The 17,890-nt window shown below is 47.4% G+C and carries 19 protein-coding genes; 9 read left to right on the top strand and 10 right to left on the bottom strand.

Annotation, left to right across the window (positions count from 1 at the left end; genetic code table 11):
* Positions 1-89 precede the first annotated feature (89 nt).
* On the top strand, positions 90-908 hold the full coding sequence (locus AC14M5_RS08075) for an IS982 family transposase (RefSeq protein ID WP_484029138.1): 819 nt from the start codon (positions 90-92) through the stop codon (positions 906-908).
* Positions 909-1,030: 122 nt separating this feature from the next.
* Here the strand turns inward: AC14M5_RS08075 and AC14M5_RS08080 are convergent, their stop codons facing one another.
* Both AC14M5_RS08080 and AC14M5_RS08085 read right to left on the bottom strand, forming a co-directional pair.
* Positions 1,031-1,453, bottom strand: coding sequence for a zf-TFIIB domain-containing protein (locus tag AC14M5_RS08080; protein ID WP_484029139.1), 423 nt, complete (start codon positions 1,451-1,453; stop codon positions 1,031-1,033).
* 12 nt (positions 1,454-1,465) lie between these two features.
* Positions 1,466-2,278 (bottom strand): TlyA family RNA methyltransferase, encoded by an 813-nt coding sequence (locus tag AC14M5_RS08085; protein WP_484029140.1) that lies wholly within the window; start codon positions 2,276-2,278, stop codon positions 1,466-1,468.
* Between the two features lie 51 nt (positions 2,279-2,329).
* Between AC14M5_RS08085 and AC14M5_RS08090 the strand changes: the two genes are divergently transcribed.
* Positions 2,330-3,604 (top strand): family 8 glycosyl hydrolase, encoded by a 1,275-nt coding sequence (locus tag AC14M5_RS08090; protein ID WP_484029141.1) that lies wholly within the window; start codon positions 2,330-2,332, stop codon positions 3,602-3,604.
* A gap of 33 nt (positions 3,605-3,637) precedes the next feature.
* On the opposite strand, the gene AC14M5_RS08095 is transcribed toward AC14M5_RS08090, so the two are convergent.
* Both AC14M5_RS08095 and AC14M5_RS08100 read right to left on the bottom strand, forming a co-directional pair.
* Positions 3,638-3,826 (bottom strand): hypothetical protein, encoded by a 189-nt coding sequence (locus AC14M5_RS08095; protein WP_484029142.1) that lies wholly within the window; start codon positions 3,824-3,826, stop codon positions 3,638-3,640.
* The gene (locus AC14M5_RS08100; protein ID WP_484029143.1) at positions 3,807-3,971 is read right to left on the bottom strand and encodes a hypothetical protein; all 165 of its coding nucleotides are present in this window, start codon (positions 3,969-3,971) and stop codon (positions 3,807-3,809) included. Before AC14M5_RS08100 ends, AC14M5_RS08095 begins: the two co-directional genes overlap by 20 nt.
* Positions 3,972-4,060: 89 nt before the next feature.
* On the opposite strand from AC14M5_RS08100, the gene AC14M5_RS08105 reads away from it, so the two are divergent.
* From AC14M5_RS08105 to AC14M5_RS08115, 3 genes are all read left to right on the top strand, one after another.
* Positions 4,061-5,215 (top strand): WD40/YVTN/BNR-like repeat-containing protein, encoded by a 1,155-nt coding sequence (locus tag AC14M5_RS08105; RefSeq protein ID WP_484029144.1) that lies wholly within the window; start codon positions 4,061-4,063, stop codon positions 5,213-5,215.
* Between the two features lie 324 nt (positions 5,216-5,539).
* The gene (locus AC14M5_RS08110) at positions 5,540-6,361 is read left to right on the top strand and encodes a hypothetical protein (protein WP_484029145.1); all 822 of its coding nucleotides are present in this window, start codon (positions 5,540-5,542) and stop codon (positions 6,359-6,361) included.
* 131 nt (positions 6,362-6,492) lie between these two features.
* Positions 6,493-8,163: a DUF6035 family protein gene (locus AC14M5_RS08115; protein ID WP_484029146.1), complete on the top strand. Its 1,671-nt coding sequence runs from the start codon at positions 6,493-6,495 to the stop codon at positions 8,161-8,163.
* Positions 8,164-8,204: 41 nt separating this feature from the next.
* On the opposite strand, the gene ettA is transcribed toward AC14M5_RS08115, so the two are convergent.
* From ettA to AC14M5_RS08130, 3 genes are all read right to left on the bottom strand, one after another.
* Positions 8,205-9,875, bottom strand: a complete 1,671-nt coding sequence (gene ettA / locus AC14M5_RS08120; protein WP_484029147.1) for an energy-dependent translational throttle protein EttA — start codon at positions 9,873-9,875, stop codon at positions 8,205-8,207.
* A gap of 62 nt (positions 9,876-9,937) precedes the next feature.
* Positions 9,938-10,831 (bottom strand): glycosyltransferase family 2 protein, encoded by an 894-nt coding sequence (locus tag AC14M5_RS08125; protein ID WP_484029148.1) that lies wholly within the window; start codon positions 10,829-10,831, stop codon positions 9,938-9,940.
* A gap of 16 nt (positions 10,832-10,847) precedes the next feature.
* Entirely contained in the window at positions 10,848-12,161 is a 1,314-nt protein-coding gene (locus AC14M5_RS08130; protein WP_484029149.1) for an FAD-dependent oxidoreductase, read from the bottom strand.
* A 194-nt stretch (positions 12,162-12,355) separates the two neighbouring features.
* On the opposite strand from AC14M5_RS08130, the gene AC14M5_RS08135 reads away from it, so the two are divergent.
* Positions 12,356-12,535 carry a hypothetical protein gene (locus AC14M5_RS08135; protein ID WP_484029150.1) on the top strand — a complete coding sequence of 60 codons (180 nt, stop codon included), beginning with the start codon at positions 12,356-12,358 and terminating at the stop codon, positions 12,533-12,535.
* A gap of 104 nt (positions 12,536-12,639) precedes the next feature.
* Here the strand turns inward: AC14M5_RS08135 and AC14M5_RS08140 are convergent, their stop codons facing one another.
* Positions 12,640-12,969 (bottom strand): hypothetical protein, encoded by a 330-nt coding sequence (locus AC14M5_RS08140; RefSeq protein WP_484029151.1) that lies wholly within the window; start codon positions 12,967-12,969, stop codon positions 12,640-12,642.
* Between the two features lie 242 nt (positions 12,970-13,211).
* Here AC14M5_RS08140 and AC14M5_RS08145 point away from each other — a divergent pair, with 242 nt between their 5' ends.
* Positions 13,212-14,525, top strand: a complete 1,314-nt coding sequence (locus AC14M5_RS08145; protein ID WP_484029152.1) for a FecR domain-containing protein — start codon at positions 13,212-13,214, stop codon at positions 14,523-14,525.
* Positions 14,526-14,962: 437 nt separating this feature from the next.
* On the opposite strand, the gene AC14M5_RS08150 is transcribed toward AC14M5_RS08145, so the two are convergent.
* Positions 14,963-16,396: a LysM peptidoglycan-binding domain-containing protein gene (locus tag AC14M5_RS08150; protein ID WP_484029153.1), complete on the bottom strand. Its 1,434-nt coding sequence runs from the start codon at positions 16,394-16,396 to the stop codon at positions 14,963-14,965.
* Between the two features lie 162 nt (positions 16,397-16,558).
* Here AC14M5_RS08150 and AC14M5_RS08155 point away from each other — a divergent pair, with 162 nt between their 5' ends.
* Positions 16,559-16,822, top strand: coding sequence for an AbrB/MazE/SpoVT family DNA-binding domain-containing protein (locus tag AC14M5_RS08155; protein ID WP_484029154.1), 264 nt, complete (start codon positions 16,559-16,561; stop codon positions 16,820-16,822).
* Entirely contained in the window at positions 16,819-17,241 is a 423-nt protein-coding gene (locus AC14M5_RS08160) for a putative toxin-antitoxin system toxin component, PIN family (protein ID WP_484029155.1), read from the top strand. Before AC14M5_RS08155 ends, AC14M5_RS08160 begins: the two co-directional genes overlap by 4 nt.
* Before the next feature lie 91 nt (positions 17,242-17,332).
* On the opposite strand, the gene AC14M5_RS08165 is transcribed toward AC14M5_RS08160, so the two are convergent.
* Positions 17,333-17,824 (bottom strand): hypothetical protein, encoded by a 492-nt coding sequence (locus AC14M5_RS08165; protein WP_484029156.1) that lies wholly within the window; start codon positions 17,822-17,824, stop codon positions 17,333-17,335.
* Positions 17,825-17,890 lie beyond the last annotated feature (66 nt).

Raw genomic sequence — 17,890 nt, forward strand, 5'->3', positions numbered from 1 at the left:
TAACCCAAGTTGCTACCTTGGGGAGGATTGACAAAAATCCATGAGATTCAATACAGTTGGGGTATCCCAACCACCAACTGGAGAACCTCATGGATACCCAAATTATAGTAGTGTTTTGTCTGTGTGCTGACATGCTTAAGTCCTTGCATCACTACGAAGATCGCCAATGCCAAATGAGCGATGCGGAAGTGATGACTACAGCCATCATTGCCATGCTGTACTTCAAAGGCAATTTCTCATTGGCAAGTCGGTATTTGTTTGAACAGCGCTATATTCCAAACATGTTGAGTGCCAGTCGTTTCAACCGCAGGTTGCATCGGATAGCCGAATTGTTTTTGACTTTGTTCCTGCGTCTGGGCGAAACCTGGAAGAAACTGAACGAAAAATCGGTGTATGTGATCGACAGTTACCCGATTGCGGTATGCGACAACTATCGCATCAAACGCTCAAAAATCTATCGTGGAGAAGACTTTCGAGGCTATATTGCCAGCAAAAAGCGCTATTTTTATGGTCTCCGTATTCATATCTTGGTAACCGAGCAAGGCGAACCGGTTGAGTTCTTTCTGGAACCCGGCGCCTTGAGCGACACCCGCGCACTTGGGCTGTACAACTTCGATGTTCCAGAAGGTTCACTCATCACTGGCGATAAAGCGTACAACAATTACACGATTGAAGATGTGATGCGTGAGGCAGGTGTTGAGCTTTTGCCGCTGCGAAAAAAGAACTCGCTTCGTCCAGTGCCTGCCTATATGACCTACTTCCAAGCCTGCCTTCGCAAAATCGTTGAAACCACTGGAAGCCTCATCGAACGTCTATTACCAAAATCTATTCATGTTGTCACTGCCAGAGGTTTTGAAATCAAGGTCGCACTTTTTGTACTCGCTTGCAGCCTCAACTTCCTTTGGTAGGTAGCAACTTAGGTTAATTATGATTAATCCTGTAGTTTACACTTTGGTGGTCGAGTTTTTCGCAGAGTGTACACTGCCCCACTGCGTTTTGTGCAGTGCGGTGTCGAGACCCAAAGCGTGGCCTACTTTTTCTTTGCCAGAAACGAGTGCATATTCTTCAGCGCCTGTTTCCATTCCGTTTCTGCGTTGAGTTTTCTTTGAATTTCACCCGAACGCTGACGCATAATTTCCATCACACGCTCATCTTCGCCCGCATCCAGCCAGAAGCCATGATCCTTGTCGGCGCAATAATCCAGCTTTAGATTATAGAGACGATATTGAAATTCATCCAACCCATTCCCACAATGCGGACATGGGTATTGCGTTTTCGATTGGAAGTGTACGAGCGAACCCTTGTGGGGGTCATCATCAAAGGCTGTATCTTCGAGTTGATCCAGTTCATGCGAATCCAGCCACATCCCGCGGCAGTTGGGACAGGACTCCACCTCGATCATGCCTTTGTAATATTTCTTTACCAATTCAGAATTACATTTCGGACAGTTCATTGACTCTTTATGTCATTGCGAGGACGGCTCTTTTCCATCCGAAGCAATCTCCTCTTCCATTACAGAATCCACTAAATCTCCCACAGATAATTCATTGGGTTTTAAATCCATCCAAAGTAAAAACTCCACATTTCCCTTGGGCCCCAATAAAGATGACTTGACCAATCCGCGCAAGCCAAAGCCTTCGCTTATTGCATAATTTAATACATCCAGCAAAACCTGTTTGTGGATTTCAGGGTTGCGAATGACACCGTCACCGCGAGAGACATCCTTTTTGCCTGCTTCAAATTGAGGTTTGATCAAACAGATCAATTGGGTGTTTTCAGAAACCCATTTTTTTATGGTGGGAAGCAATATTTTCAAAGAAATAAATGAAGCATCTACCGTTATAAAATCAATCTTTTCAGGCAGTGACTCTACGAAGCGCGCATTCATCTCTTCCATCACTACAACGCGCTTGTCATTTCGCAGTTTCCAATGCAAAATGCCCTTGCCCACATCAATGGTGTAGACTTTCGCCGCACCGCGCTGCAACATACAATCTGTAAAGCCGCCTGTTGATGAGCCAACATCCGCGCAGACGAAACCTTTCACATCAATTCCAAATGCATCCAGCGAGCCATCCAATTTTTCTCCGCCGCGAGAGACGAAGCGCGGGCCGAGGTCAACTGTCAGCGTGGCTTTAGTATCGGTTGCAGTAGCAGGCTTGAGCGCGACCTGATCGTTGACTCGTACTTGTCCCGCCATGATCAAGGCTTGCGCTTTGGCGCGTGAGTCAGCCAGGCCGCGTTCCACCAGCAAAACATCCAAACGAATTTTTGGCATGTCCCTATTTTACTTGCAGTGATGATATAAACGGGAAATTGGAGAAATCTGATGAGAAATTTATTGATCATATTCGTCATTGTATTCATAATTTCAGCTTGCGCCCCCGCGCCAACCACCCCGCCGACAATTGAGCCAACGCAAATTCCAGCTACGCCAACACAGACTGATGATGATATTGCGCATCCATTCCCTCAGCATGTGAAATATGCACCAAACAGCATTCTGCCTGATCATCGCACCCAGGTTCAGCTGGACAATGATGTACGTGCTTATTACGATGATTGGAAATCTGAATTTTTGGCCGAGGCGGGAGTGAACGCTGAAGGAATCACGATGTATCGCGTGGTTTTTGGAAAAGACCAGCCCGCGTATGAAACAACTGTATCCGAAGGACAGGGCTATGGCATGTTGATCGTGCCGATGATGGCGGGCCATGACCCAGACGCGCAAATCATTTTTGATGGCCTATGGGCATTCGCGCGGGCTCACCCTAGCGAGGTCAATGGGCGGCTGATGGATTGGATCGTGCCTGACCCCACTGGCAACGACAGCGCGTTTGACGGCGACGCAGATATTGCCTTCGGCTTGCTGCTGGCAGATGCGCAATGGGGGAGCCATGGCCGCGTGAACTATAAAGCCGAAGCTCAAAAAATGATCAGCGGGATTTTGGAATCAACCATTGGCGCTGAAAGTCATTTGCCTTTGCTTGGAGATTGGGTAAATGTCGGTGAAAAGGAAGCCAACCAATATACACCGCGTACATCTGATTTTATGCTGGTTAACTTCCGTGCTTATGGCGATGCCACGAATGACCCTGTTTGGGATGATGTGGTTTTGCAAAGCCAGAATTTGATGACGAAGATTCAATCTCAACATAGCCCTGCTACGGGGTTGCTTCCTGATTTTATTGTGCAGGGTGAACCAGCTCCGCCTTATTTTTTGGAAGATTCAACAGATGGCGTGTTCGCTTACAACGCAGGCAGAGTACCCTGGCGCGTGGGTATGGATGCCTTGCTTTATGACGACCCGACCTCGCGAGCAATTGTGCAAAAGATTTCCCATTGGATTCAAAACAGCGCAGATGGTGACCCTTTCAATATCCGCGCTGGATATGAATTGAACGGTTCTCCCTTACCTGACAGCGATTACTTCACAACTTTCTTTGCTTCTCCTATGGGTGTGGCCGCCATGAATGACCCAGCCCAACAGGATTGGTTGAATGCTATCTACGACTCGGTCTATGATGCGCATGAAGATTATTACGAGGATTCGGTCAACTTGCTTTGCTTGATGATAATGACCGGGAATTTTTGGGTGCCGTGAAAAAATAGGCGAGTGGCTAATCTCGTGGGCTCGCTAAAAGATTTTATCGCGGAATACACAGAGGTCATGGAGAAGAATTTTTAAAACAACTTTCCCGAAAGAACATCGAGACAATGTGTGTGCTCGATCACCACAACTTTCTTGCCAGCCCAGATATGCCATGGTGGCAAGAAAGTTGTGTTCGCCACCGATGATGATTGCATCATATTGATTTTGTGCCATAAATAATTCCTTTGAATTTACCAGAGATAAACGGAGATGAATAGAGATTTTTTGAATTGCGAAGCGCTCTAAAGGTCGCTAAGAAAAAACCTTTTAAATCTTTGCGTTCTTGGCGCTCTTTGCGGTCAATCATCTTGTTCATCATGATTTATTCTGCATCAACTTCATGCATCATTGAATGTTGTGATATAATATTTAGAACGTTTATTCTACTTTAGACAATAGGAGAATCCCATGAGTAAAAAAGTGATGGTATTCGTTGGAACAAGCAAGGGTGGATTTATTTTTAGCAGCGACAGCAAACGCAAAAAATGGCAGCAAAGCGACATCCAGTTCAAGAGCTGGAACGTGATGCACATACAATTAGACCCGCGTGACCAACGCCTACATGCAGCGGTCAATCATTTCGTTTACGGGCCAACCACCCATTATTCGGATGACTTCGGAAAGACATGGACTCAGGCAAGGCAGGTACCTGTACTCACACGTTCATCGAATTCAGGCAGACCGGCCAGTACGGTCGATGAGGCGTTCCGCTCTGAGGGCGGCGAAGACATAAAAGACAAACCTGAAAAAATGATCAAGGTCTGGAACATCAAGCCCGGGCGCGAAAATGAACCGAATGTGCTGTATGCTGGTGCTCAACCTGCGAGCCTTTTCATTTCCAAAGATCACGGCGAGACCTGGGAGCTCAACGAAACTCTCTTCGATCATCCACATCGCGGACAGTGGAATCCGGGTGCTGGAGGTCTGTGTTTACATACTATACTATTGGATCCAACAAATCCAAAACGGATGTATATCGCTGTCTCGGCGGCGGGTTGTTATCGCACCGACGATGGCGGGCAGACATGGAATCCTTTCAACAAAAATGTACGGGCAGATTTCATGCCCGATAAGTTCCCAGAGTTTGGTCAGTGCGTGCACAAGATGGCAATGCATCCGTCCAACCCGAATCTCATTTATCAGCAGAATCATTGCGGTGTATATCGCAGTGACAATGCAGGTGAGGATTGGATCGATATCGGCGATGGCAAACTGCCTTCGCGTTTTGGATTCCCGATTGCCGTCCATCCCACCGACCCAAATACTGTATATATTGCACTCGAAGAAAGCGATGAATATCGCATGAGCGTGGATGGAAAATTTTCCATCTGGCGCAGCCGCGATGCGGGCGGGTCGTGGGAACGCATGACGAAGGGTCTGCCGGAAAAAGCGCAGCTCGTCGTTTTGCGTGAGGCGATGGCGACTGATAGCTTTGAAGACGCAGGGATCTATGCAGGGACGAACACAGGTCAACTGTTTTACAGCCGTGATAACGGAGATAGCTGGGACCTGATGGCGGATTTCCTGCCACCAATTCAATCAGTGGAAGCTGCAGTGGTTTAAAAACCATTCACTACACAGGAAAACATGACTTGCCCGCGAAATACTAATTTCGCGGGCAAGTTTTCTTTCCCTTTGCAAACTCGTATGACGACTTGAAGGTTTGGAACGCGATTGCTGCGAATACCCTAATGGGCACGATGCAGGCAAAATCCATCAACTTTTCAGGATTTATTCACACCATTTGCACATTAGTGTTAAGAAATTCCTAGCTTTGCAAAAATCATGATAGTGATATGTGTCATGATTGCCTAATCTAAGATTCGCCAATATAATGCAGTGAACTCAATCAGGTATTTTCTCAATTCACCTTCTAGGAGGATATAAATGAAACGTTATCTGCATTTCGCGCTCTTCATACTCATCTTTATAATGGCTTGCGGTAGTGTTCCCGCAGTGATCCCCACTGCCACAGCTACACTTGAACCGACAGTTACCCCGCTTCCCACCAAATCGCCAACGCCAGTTCCAACTGCCACCCCTAATATAGAAGCTACTGAAGCTGCACAGGCTACACAAACTGCCGATGACATGGTGGTTGATTTGGAGAAAATATTCGGCGATACAGATATCCCATATCAGGATGGGTATCTTGCATGGAAATATGATGATCCTATCAACGTCAGCATGACAGGGCCTGAAAGCAAGGTGACCGGGCTTGACGATAGACTAAGCCTGGCTAATTTCATTATAAAATCAGATGTAACCTGGAGCGCGACAGGCATTATTATTTGCGGGGTCACATTCCGCTCTGAAGAAGACTTGGTATTGGGCAAACAGTATCAATTCTTGTTCCTGCGGCTTTCAGGCCTGCCCGCCTGGGAAATCGCCTTTTATGATTTCGGATATTACAAAAATTCCATTACCAAAACACAATTTTCAAGCGCTTTGCGTCAGGAAAACAATGCGACTAACGAACTTGTTTTGGCGGCTTACAATGAACAATTCACTTTGTATATTAATGGCATACGCCAGGGCCGGTACTTTGATAACAGCAAACAAAGCACGGAAGGCATCTTTGCCTTCTTGGGCAGCCAGGATTCGGGGAAGGGAAGCTGCAAATACGAGAATAGCTGGATCTGGTCTTTGGACCCTCCGGGCAATGGGCCAACGACATGGAAAAATAATGATCTTCTGAAAATGATGTAAGTAACAAGAGACGGAAGTCAGCAGCTTCCGTCTCTCTTTGAATGATTGTGATGAGTGGAATGAGTCGCACCTTACTTAATGATAGGAACCGAAAAAAGTTAAGCAAACTACCAATATAGGATTGAAGTGATATGAGCCAACATGAACGTTCAATAAAACTTGCGTTCGATAAAATATCAGGAGAAGTTCTTGATATTGACGAAGTATGCAGTAATCCGAAAGATTCTGCTGAAATCAGACTACGGTACAGTCGAAAAAAATTATCACTCATATGTTGTGAGTGTAATCAAGAATTGGAAGTATCAAAAAACAAATATGACATGGCTTACTTTAAGCATAAATCGGGGCATGACGACTGCGTTCTTACCGAAAACATTTCGCAGCAAGAACATGAAGAAATTATTGAATTCTTGAAATACAAAGAAAGTGATCGTCACAAACAGCTTAAAAACAAAATCGGTTCTTTGCTTCACAAAGTTAACGAGGTTGATAAGTCCTCTATAGCCATTGATAACAAACTCGTAATTCGTGACAACGAAAAAAGACGACCCGATGTGTATTGTAAATATAAAGACAAGGAAATCGTTTTTGAGATTCAGCTTTCAAAATTACCTCTCAGCTATATTTTACGCCGTCATGATTTTTACAAAGCGCATAGCATGTATCTAATATGGATTTTGGATAACTTTGATATTCACAGCCAAGGGACTTTTGAAAAGGACATTAAATACCTAACAAAGTATCAGAACTATTTCAAGTTAGACGAAAACATTACTGAAACGCTATACCTCGAATGCAGATACAAGGAGGTTTTTCTAACAGAAGAAAATGAACAGCGCGAGGCGTGGAAAAAGAAATCTGTTGCTTTGAGCCAAGTGAAATTTGACGATGAGGATTACCAAATTTACTACTACAACTATGGGGACAATAAAACCCAAGCAGAAATTCAGCAAAGAAAACGAGCTGAAGAAATAAAAGAGGCGGAAAAACGAAAAGCCGCCGAACAACGACGTCGTAATGCCGAGAATAAAGCAGACCGCATCATAAAAGAACTAAATGAATTGCGAGATAGAAAAGAACAGAACTTTATTTCTGCATTCATCCCAATTTCTAATCTTGATGAGGATGAATTGCAAGTGCTTAAGTTGCGTTTGGCGTCAGTAATTTACTGGCTTTCTACGACAGATCAAGATAATGCAGCATTTATTGACTTCGTTCTTAGCCTTCAGGAGATCAATCTTGATGTAAACGCGACTGACAAGGGTGGCAAAACGGCATTTCAAACTGTCTGTGAAAACAAGAAAATTCGTTATTCCTCTATTTTTGTAAAATTATTGTTCAAACGTGGTTATAAGTTAACTGAATCTGACGAGGTATTCTTTTCAAGACTTCCAGTTGAAAAGAGAGAATATGATATTACCGTTTATGCTCTTTGTAGCCGCCTTACCGACAGAACTTTAATTGATGAAGTTTTCCATTTCGAAAAGCAACTTCGCATTATCGAATCCGCAAGAAAAAAGCAAATCATTGGCTTTGATTTCCCGCCAAATGCGTGGATTGCCTTTGCAAACAGTGCTATTTATCATCACTCCAAATATTGGGAATACATTGAATTAGCATTTAAGAAATTTGGACTTTGGGATATTTTGATCAAATTAGACAAGAAGGGTACCTTCGCTGATAAAGTCCAGTCTTTCTACTCAACAAGACCGAAACAAGATACTGATTTCGATAAAGTTTTCAAAGACCTTTATCCAGAATTGGGCGGTTTAGAAAACAGCGGTCAAAACCAAGCCACATAACAAAAGTGACTGTCATCTTGCACGTGACAGTCACTTTTGTTTTACCTCTTCAACGTCCGATATTTCACGCGATGCGGTTGCAAGTCTTTCCCAAACTTCTCCATCATCATTTCTTCATAATCAGACCAGTTGCCGATGTACATCTTTGCAATGGACTCACCTTCGAAGGCGATAATGTGGGTGCAGATTCTGTCGAGGAACCAGCGGTCATGGCTGACGACGATGGCAACGCCTGCAAATTCTTCGAGGGCTTCTTCAAGAGCGCGCAGGGTATTGACGTCCAAATCATTTGTTGGTTCATCAAGCAGAAGAACATTTGCGCCTTCAGTTAAGGTCTTTGCCAGATGTACGCGATTACGTTCACCGCCAGATAAAACACCGACTTTCTTTTGCTGGTCTGAACCTGCGAAGTTGAACGAGGAACAATATCCGCGGGCGTTGACTTTGCGTTTCCCAAGTTCCAAAAAGTCTGCGCCGCCTGAGATTTCTTCGTAGACAGTTTTCTCGGGGTCGAGGCTGCGGGTTTGGTCGGCATATGCAAGTTTGACGGTTTCGCCGATCTTGATTGTGCCACTGTCTGGTTTTTCCTGTCCGGTGATCATTCTCAACAACGTGGTCTTACCCGCGCCGTTGGGACCAATAATCCCGACGATAGAGCCTGGGAGAATGGAAGCAGAAAACCCGTCAAGAATGAGGCGGTCATCATAAGACTTTGTGACCTTGTCAAATTCAAATACCAAATCACCGAGGCGTGGCCCGGGTGGGATGTAAATTTCCAATTCTTCGCGGCGTTTCTCAGCTTCCTGTCCAAGCAGTTGTTCATAGGATGTAACGCGCGCCTTGCCCTTGGATTGACGCGCCTTAGGCGACATGCGAATCCATTCGAGTTCGCGCATAAGAGTCTTTTGGCGCTGGCTCTCGGCCTTCTCCTCCTGCGCGAGGCGGGTCTCCTTTTGTTCGAGCCACGAGGAGTAATTGCCCTTCCACGGAATTCCATAACCGCGATCTAATTCAAGAATCCAGCCTGCGACATTATCAAGAAAATAACGATCATGTGTCACTGCAATCACTGTGCCTTTATATTCGCGCAAGTGATGTTCGAGCCACGCCACGGATTCGGCATCGAGATGGTTGGTGGGTTCGTCGAGCAGGAGAATGTCTGGTTCGCTGAGCAGCAAGCGGGTCAATGCGACGCGGCGTCTTTCTCCACCCGATAAGATCTTGATAGGCGTATCTGATGGCGGACAGCGCAGCGCATCCATCGCCACTTCGAGATGCGAATCAAGATTCCATGCATCATGCTTATCGAGTTCTTCCTGCAATTTTGCCTGCTCGGTGACGAGTGCATCAAAATCGGCATCAGGCTCGGCGAACTTGGCGTTGACCTCATCGAAACGCGCCAGCATTTCGACGATGGGAACCACCGCTTCTTTGACAACGCTGATCACTGTTGCTGTTTCGTCGAGTTTCGGTTCCTGTTCGAGCAGACCGATAGTGTAGCCTTTGGACGCGGAGATCTCGCCGATATAGTCCTTATCGACGCCCGCGATAATGCGCAGCAAAGTGGACTTGCCCGCGCCGTTGAGACCGAGTACGCCGATCTTGGCTCCGTAATAAAAGCCAAGCGAGATGTCACGCAGAATCTGTTTGTTAGGTGGGACGATCTTCCCGACCTTGTTCATGGAGTAAATTACGAGGGATTCATTTGCCATAGTGGGGTGATTTTACCAGTTGTTATCTCTGCAACGGCGCTAGCTCTTGATTATTATTCTCTTCAACTGATGCCGCAGCTTACGCAATGAAGGAGGAATCCGTTAAGCAATAGCCTACGTTCCTCCGTTCTTAATCCATCATTAGAAACATAGCTAAACTGCGATGAGTTCAGCCGCGTCACTGCGGCCAGCCACAATAAGCGGCGTTCATGCAAAGTTGAATTCGCCAGCATTGCCTGCTCAAGCATATCAGCGCAATGAGTGATCCAGGCTTTGATAATTTTATCCGCGGGCCAACTGACCCACTTGGTATGCTCATTGCCAGCATGATATCGTTTATGGTACATCTCAAGTGGAACACGTAACAGTTCACCCCAACGTGCCATGGCAGCCATCCAGACGGTATCGGTTGCAAAACTCTCGATCTCATTGGCGCGGATATCGCCCGCATGGCGGAGGGCTTCGACACGCGTCAGGCCGCGAAACGCAACTGCATCAAGATGTTCATGGAGCAGTTTCAATTGCCGCGCAGATGCGCTGCCAGTGACAGATGACTGAACAATTTTAGGGCTTTGAAGTCCGAAACCCGCGATGTCGCAATACACAACAGCGGCCTGGGGAGCTTGCTGCATCTGAGCCAGCAAAACTTCAACATAGCGTGGGTCAATCAGATCATCCTGAGGGTGGCAATACCAGTAGGGTGTTTCCGCCTGCCTCATGAGCCAATTGACATTGCCGACCCAACCAAGCCGCTCTGGTTGGACAATGACATGAAAACGGGAGTCTTTCAAGAAAGGCTGGCATCGTTCCTCCACCGCTGGCTGCGCTCCGTCTATTGAAATGATCACTTCAATATTTGTGTGAGTTTGATTCAGTATCGACTGAAGAGTCTCTTCAATAAAGAGTTCGCCTTGGTAAACGGGGACTCCAATGGTAACAAAAGGTGCACCTGGCATTTATGTCAACTTTCTTCTATAGAATATCCGCGATCATATCGGCAGCTTCGATTGCGAAGAGCGGCGCAGTACAGTATTTGCCGGTGTCAATGCTTACATAGGAACCATATGCGACCGGCCCAATTTTAGAGCGTTGATGCAGGTAACTCTCTGGGTCATCTATGTCAGTTGCGCCGCGGGCTAATATTACCCCACCGCCCACTTCGCCATGTTTCGCGCTTTTTAGCAGGTTAGCCATGGATGGAATGTAGGCCGACATTTCCAGGATATTATCTCTTATGAATTTTTTGTGGGTAATTGACGTGACAAATTTGGAAATCGACGGGTAGGCGGATGTTAATTTTTTGATGGAACGGGCCACGGGCCATTTGTGAACCATGTCATCGAGTTTCCCTCCATCCCCATGGATGGATTCCGCGAGTTTACAAAGTGGATACCATGAGATGTAGTAGGACCCATCATTGTGGTTAACCACGTCGCCATAACTGCCAAGTATACCGGTTGCAGATGGAATGCCATTACGAGCTGTTGATGGCGCTGAAATTTTGATGGTGGCTTTGTAACGCAATATCCACGGTCCGGGATCGTGAATTCCAGCAGTCTCGTCGATTCTTAATTTGCCTTCCCACAGACAATTGACCACGCAGGCATACTTGCTTAATGAGACTTCACCAGCCCGGCGTGACTCGATTTCCACGTCGCCGCTCGTCAGCCTATGGGCAGCCATCACCTCTGTGTTGCCCACAAAGGTGATGTTGGGTTGATTTTTTATTGCCTGGCCCAGGATGTGAGCTACTGCCACAGGTGAAACGGACAGCTCCCCCGTTGTAAAAGAGCCGAGAGTCGTATCAGACGAAAACATGCGGCTATGATCCGCGAAAGAGTTCCGCTCGAAAAAGCGATCAGGCTTGCGTCCCAGATAAAGATCCCCGGAGAGACGTGATGTCTCATGAATGGCCTCTTCAACTTCATCAAAATGCTGCTGAATGGCATCCATATCCAACTGGCTGCTGACTGGCACATAATATTGAAACGGCTGTGAAGGGAGTAAGGCTTCGGCTCCACAGCCGGTCAATTTCTCGATGATGCGCGAAAAAGCCAGTGACCCGCGCGCCATCATTCTGTGAGTTGCCTTCAAGGGGTCTTTGGCATAAACGAAGCCCAGGTGGAGTTTCCCTTCGTTGTGGAGGCTTGCCCCGGTCATGGGTGCGGATGCTCGATCAAGAAGATCAACCTTGTGCCCTCGCTGGGCGAGTTCCAACGCCAAGCAGCACCCCATGATTCCCGCGCCTAGAATGCCGACATCGGCTTGATGATTTCTATTAACCAAATTGATCGCTCAGGATTTGTTTGTTCGAACCGCTTTGCGCGATGTGCCCCACTTTATTTATAGAGTAGATAACGAGGGATTTATTTGTCATAGCGGGGTGATTTTATCAGAGAGTGACGCATAGAGAATGGAAAATAGCAAATAGTAAAAAGAGGTAAAATAACGGAAAGGTTTTTTAGAATAAGGAGTTTGATATGACCATCCATGAAATTGAACAAGCCATCACAGAATTACCCCCAAACGAATTGGCTCGTTTTCGCCAATGGTTTGAAGAATTCGATGCCGAAGTTTGGGATGAGCAATTTGAGCGCGATGCCAAATCTGGTAAGCTGGATAAACTCGCCAACAAGGCAAAGTCTGATTTTCGTGGGTAATGCCGTTGGATAGAGTGAAAAAACTCCGAGACGCTTCGCGCAAAATCTCGGAGTTCTGCTTTTAAAGCCCCACTTTATTCATGGACCAGATCACAAACTACACGTTAAGGGGATTCGCGGCCTGGGCCGAGCAGCGGGCAGAGGAGGTAGGTGTCGTCTTCGTCCATGATGTCGTTGTCGTTTGAGTCGACCCACCAGCGGCCACCCAGGTAGCCGGGGTCACCAGGGCCGAACTCGGTCTGCCCATCTTTAAGCAATTGGAATTTACCTTTCATGGGCAGGGGATCTGTGGTGACGAAGGTGTCGTAATACAATCCCTGGCTGGTGACGTAGACCGTGCCCAATTCACCGTCACCGCGGTTGGCCGAAACAGGCGCAGCCGCCAGAAGCGCGATCAACAGTACCGCGAAAACCGCAATTAATTTTCGTTTCATTTTTTCTCCTATTCTTCAGGTTGAGATACGATCGATAGGGGAACCCGGCTGTATTTATTTCTTTGATGGGGAATTACCGATCGTTATCGCTGAGTGCGATATAACCAGTATAGGAATGAAAAATTAAGAAACCCTGCAAAATCTGTTACGAAATTCTTAAATCGACCATACGCCAGGTGCGTGATATGCCTTATGCTACAATCCGTACCACATCATTAAGATGAGAGCCGAAGGAAATGAACATGTACACCTTATCAAAGCCATTGCGCAATCTTGTTTTTACTTTATTGTTCCTGTTGAGTGCTTGCAGCCCACAGCTGAGCACCGCATCCCCTCAAAGTGCGGTGTTAAGCGAAACGAGCGGGGATGTCAGTGTGCGGCCCGAAGAGGATCAGGACTTCATCAGCGCTGTCGATGGATATATCCTCGATGAAGGCGGGCAGACCCAAACCGGTGACGATGGCCGCACCCGGCTGGACCTTTCGACTGGCACCATCCTACGGATTGGTCCATCCTCCCTTTTTACACTTACATTGAACACGGCCTCCGATGACAGCCTTGCAACCACCATCAGCCTCGAGCTTGGAAAATTGTGGATCATGCTCACGGGCGGGGAAATGAACGTACAGACAGAATCCGGTCTAGCCACCGTGCGCGGATCCTACATGGGAGTCGAGTTCGATGATGGAGTCATCCGCCTGACCTGCCTCGAAGGGATTTGCGCCTTTAAGAATGAGACTGGCGAGTATATCGTTCCGCCCGGTTATGTTCTGACATGCAGCGGTCCAAATGATGAACCCATCATCACAGCCATGTCTGAGCAGGATATTCAAGAGTGGTTGGCTGCCAACCCGGAGGCGGCGGAGATCGTTGCTGCATTGCAGGCCGCGTTCACACCTACACCCACATTGACCTCCACGCCAACATCAACATTCACTCCCGAGCCAACCGCCACTCCCAGCCTGACACTAACCCCCACTCCAGTTGCCAGCCTCGAAGGCGAAGTCGCGGCGGATCTATTATCCTGCCGGTATGGTCCGGGAGCTCCTTATCTGTATGCCTACGGTCTTTCGAAGGGAGACAAGGTTGAGGTCATCGGCAAGGCAGAGACGACCGGCGGCCTGTGGGTGTATGTGAAAAACGAAGACAACGATATACGTTGCTGGGTGAATTCGAAATTCATTCAAGTGAGCGGGGATGCATTAATGCTCGAACAGGTCTATCCCGAGAAGGTAGTGTTGATCCTGTTCTATCACGATAAATTCCCGCCTGTGACCAACGTGGAAGCCGGGCGGACCGGGGACCAGGTTGGCGTCACCTGGCAGGGATATGAGCTGGCTTTGGGCGACCGGGAAAGTGAAGACAGCCCGCGCTACCTGGTTGAATTCTGGACTTGTCAGGGCGGGCAGATCGTCTTTACAGCCTATGGCGCGTTTGAGGAAAATGCCATGGTGAAGGATGAGCCCGGTTGTTCGGAACCTTCACATGGACAGGTTTATCTTGCCCATAAGGATGGTTATGTGGGGCCTGTTCCCATTCCATGGCCGGCACCATAGGGATTTACCAACGAGCGAGCGGATCAATTGGTCCGCTCGTTTTTTTTATGCATCAAAAGGAGAGGTTAAGCTGAACTTGTGTTTCCCCCTGCTTATTTTTAAACACGAAGGACACAAAGGGCACGGAGGAAAGAAGGCGGAGAAATTGGTGGTTGAGTAGAGCCGTGTACTTCGGCTCGTACACTTGCACCGAACGCAAGTACGGTGTCGAAACTACAAGTAATCAAAAGTATATTTGTTACTTGTTGGTTTCGATACGGACTGGGAAAAACGCCCAGTCCTACTCAACTAACGGAGTGTTCTTGAAATAATATTGATGCGCTAATCTCTTTCATGCCAGGGCCTCCAGATATGGACGTATGATCTTTTCCACACTTTTGCAAAAGTGTGGTATTTCGGAAAATAATTCTTATCTATCTTTGAGAGCGGGCATTCTGCTATCCACGCTCAACAGGATCATGATCTTCAGACCCCGAACTTTTGCGCGAAAACCACCACCAGAGGGCTCCACCAATGACGATAGCGATCAGACCTAAAATAAGACTCATACTCGATCCCGAGGTTTCAGTTTCAGTAACAAGCGGAGTTCCCGTTGACGGTGGAGTCACGGATGGACTTGGAGATGGCGTAAACGGCATGGGGGTTCGCGAAGCAGTCGGCGTTTCGATAGCAGTAGCAGTTGCAGGCGGAGTCACGAGCAAAAGCAATTTTTGTCCCGAGTAGATGACGGAGGCGGCGTCCAGCCCATTCCAGGTCATCAGATCATTAAGTGAAACATCATACAGCCCGGCGATCCAAAAGAGGGTTTCGCCGCTTTGGATCGTATGGTAGTAGCTGCCGTCGGCTTCGGGGGTGAGCTTTTGGATGGCGCTCAAGGTTGGGCTGGGAGTGATATTGCCCGGCGAGATCAGGAGCTTCTGTCCGATTTGTAGGGGCCAATCGGCTTGGAGCCCATTCAAGGACAGGATACGATCGATTGAGATGTGATAGGCATCGGCTATGGTGATCAGGGCCTGATAGGCCTGCACTTCGTGGATGATCCTGCCATCCGCATCCGGGGCCGCGGGGACGATCATGCCAATCGGAGTGGGCGTGGCATAACCGGCCGTGTCCTTCCCGGGGATGAACAGGCGCTGACCTGCTTTCAGCGGAATATCGCGGGACAGGTTGTTCCAGACCTCCAGGTCGTGGATGGTGATCTGGTAGGCAATCGCAATCGACCAGAAGGATTGACCCGCCTGTACCTCATGAAAGACCTTGCCTTCAGCATCCGCTGTGGCGATTTTTACCGGCAGGATCAACTGCGATACCGGGTTTGGAATGGCACCCGGTTGCAAAGTTCCGCCTGAGGAGGAGACACTCCCGCACTCCTGCCCGGAGACATAAGCCGCTTGCAGGATGTAATAGATGCGTCCATCCGCTGATTGAGCCGAACCCGCTCCCACATGGCAATACGCCGCAGTGACCGCCGGGCGCATGTGGTCGGGGTCTGCCCAAGCTGCCATGATCTCATCGATGCCCATGCCTCCGCTGCTCACGGCAAAGTTTTCCGTGGCCCACACAGTGCCACCGCCGCCATATCCCGCCGCAGCGATGCGACCGCGCACATCGCCAATATGCCAGGACATGTTGTTGGCTGCCATGATGGCCGCTGTATTTTGGGCAACTGCATTGACAATGGGGTCTTCGATGAGCGCGGGAAGCCCGTACGAAACGCGCAAAGTGTTCATCGCCAGGATCAACTCATAAGCGCTGGCCTGCTCCTCTGGAGCAGGCTGAACCTCCTCAGCCCTCACAACTTCTGGGCGAAGTAATGCCCCTATTCCGAAGAGGATGAGTAGGCACAAGACTGGAAAACGTTGAAAACTCATCCGATGATTATAATGTCATCTCAAAAATAGGATTTCGCCACACATGCTGTGTCCCACTTTGTTCATGGAGGGGATGATGAGGAATTCATTTGCGCGGGGAGCAGGGAATGGTTTTTTACTACCTTTATGCTATAATCTTACTGGTAAGAAAAGGAGAAAATCATGGAAACTTTAGCCACCACGCGTATGTCGTCCAAAGGACAGGTTGTCATCCCTGAGTCGATTCGCAAACAACTTGACCTCAAGGAGGGAGCACAGTTTCTTGTTGTTGGTGATGAAGATGTCGTTATTCTGAAAGTAGTAACCCCGCCCGATATCAATGAATTCGACGCCCTGATCAAACGGGCGCGCAAGCAGGCAAAGGAAGCAGGACTGAAACAAAAAGATATTACCTCCGCTGTCGCCAGGGCGCGGGCTCGTAAATGAAAATCGTTTTGGATTTGAAGGTTGTGATGGATACCAATGTATTCGTCTCAGGAGTCTTTTTCAGCGGACCTCCCTATCAAATCCTTCAAGCATGGCAATCGGGAGAGTTTGAGCTGGTAGTATCACAGGAAATTTTGGACGAATATCGGCGCGTAGGAGAAATTTTAAGAAAAGAGCGCCCAAAGGTTGATTTGAATCCCATCCTGACCTTTGTGCTTGAGCACGCAAAGGTATACAAGTCTGCCGAACTAAAAGAGCCTGTCTGTGAGGATCCTGATGACGACAAATTCCTGGCCTGCGCACTGGCAAGCGGAAGTAGGGTCATTATCAGCGGGGATAAGCATTTGTTGAAAGTTTCGGGCTATCAGGGCATTGAAGTCTTAAAGCCGCGTGAATTTGTGGATAGGTTTCTGGATTGATCAACAATAAACTCCGAGATTTCGCGAAGCATCTCGGAGTTTTGCTTTTGGCCTCCCACTTTGTTCATGCAGTAAATGACGAGAGATTCATTCATAATATAATTCCAAATTCCTCTTCAATTATTGAGACCACCCTAGAAGTATCATCTTTAAAGATGTCAACATCTAAACTGCGGACTCTTGCGAGAACTGAGTTCATTAAAGATTTATCTTTCAATAATTTGCAATATTCCGAAAATTCTATGTTTTCAAACTTCTTTTCATCGATTGCCTTTTGGAAGAGATAGCATATAAGGGTTTTTTCAATCATTTCCCTTAAGTTTTTCTCTTCGATAAATGTATACATAACTAATGTTAGGTAATTTAATGTGACATCGAACCTTATGTAAGGATTTATTCTCAAAACTGAGCAAATATATAGAATGTCAGCAATCTGTGAAATGTAAGAGAAAACTGATATCAAGAATCTTTGAGCTTCTGATTGCTCAGCAACCAATGAAGAAATATTTGCCTGTTCACCGCCATACTTGTCCAGTCTTTCTCTTATGGACGAATCAATTAAACATCGGACAAATCGCGGCATAGCCGTAGCGTTCTAGAAAGGAGCTTTTGAAAGCAGTCGAATTCAACTGGTTCAAGAAACGATCAG

The sequence above is a fragment of the Candidatus Villigracilis sp. genome (assembly GCF_057083605.1).

Bases quoted from the DNA above. Each gene is read 5' to 3' on its own strand.
- AC14M5_RS08075 (WP_484029138.1), top strand. From the start codon at position 90: ATGGATACCCAAATTATAGTAGTGTTTTGTCTGTGTGCTGACATGCTT.
- AC14M5_RS08080 (WP_484029139.1), bottom strand. From the start codon at position 1,453: ATGAACTGTCCGAAATGTAATTCTGAATTGGTAAAGAAATATTACAAA.
- AC14M5_RS08085 (WP_484029140.1), bottom strand. From the start codon at position 2,278: ATGCCAAAAATTCGTTTGGATGTTTTGCTGGTGGAACGCGGCCTGGCT.
- AC14M5_RS08090 (WP_484029141.1), top strand. From the start codon at position 2,330: ATGAGAAATTTATTGATCATATTCGTCATTGTATTCATAATTTCAGCT.
- AC14M5_RS08095 (WP_484029142.1), bottom strand. From the start codon at position 3,826: ATGGCACAAAATCAATATGATGCAATCATCATCGGTGGCGAACACAAC.
- AC14M5_RS08100 (WP_484029143.1), bottom strand. From the start codon at position 3,971: ATGATGAACAAGATGATTGACCGCAAAGAGCGCCAAGAACGCAAAGAT.
- AC14M5_RS08105 (WP_484029144.1), top strand. From the start codon at position 4,061: ATGAGTAAAAAAGTGATGGTATTCGTTGGAACAAGCAAGGGTGGATTT.
- AC14M5_RS08110 (WP_484029145.1), top strand. From the start codon at position 5,540: ATGAAACGTTATCTGCATTTCGCGCTCTTCATACTCATCTTTATAATG.
- AC14M5_RS08115 (WP_484029146.1), top strand. From the start codon at position 6,493: ATGAGCCAACATGAACGTTCAATAAAACTTGCGTTCGATAAAATATCA.
- ettA (WP_484029147.1), bottom strand. From the start codon at position 9,875: ATGGCAAATGAATCCCTCGTAATTTACTCCATGAACAAGGTCGGGAAG.
- AC14M5_RS08125 (WP_484029148.1), bottom strand. From the start codon at position 10,831: ATGCCAGGTGCACCTTTTGTTACCATTGGAGTCCCCGTTTACCAAGGC.
- AC14M5_RS08135 (WP_484029150.1), top strand. From the start codon at position 12,356: ATGACCATCCATGAAATTGAACAAGCCATCACAGAATTACCCCCAAAC.
- AC14M5_RS08140 (WP_484029151.1), bottom strand. From the start codon at position 12,969: ATGAAACGAAAATTAATTGCGGTTTTCGCGGTACTGTTGATCGCGCTT.
- AC14M5_RS08145 (WP_484029152.1), top strand. From the start codon at position 13,212: ATGTACACCTTATCAAAGCCATTGCGCAATCTTGTTTTTACTTTATTG.
- AC14M5_RS08150 (WP_484029153.1), bottom strand. From the start codon at position 16,396: ATGAGTTTTCAACGTTTTCCAGTCTTGTGCCTACTCATCCTCTTCGGA.
- AC14M5_RS08155 (WP_484029154.1), top strand. From the start codon at position 16,559: ATGGAAACTTTAGCCACCACGCGTATGTCGTCCAAAGGACAGGTTGTC.
- AC14M5_RS08160 (WP_484029155.1), top strand. From the start codon at position 16,819: ATGAAAATCGTTTTGGATTTGAAGGTTGTGATGGATACCAATGTATTC.
- AC14M5_RS08165 (WP_484029156.1), bottom strand. From the start codon at position 17,824: ATGCCGCGATTTGTCCGATGTTTAATTGATTCGTCCATAAGAGAAAGA.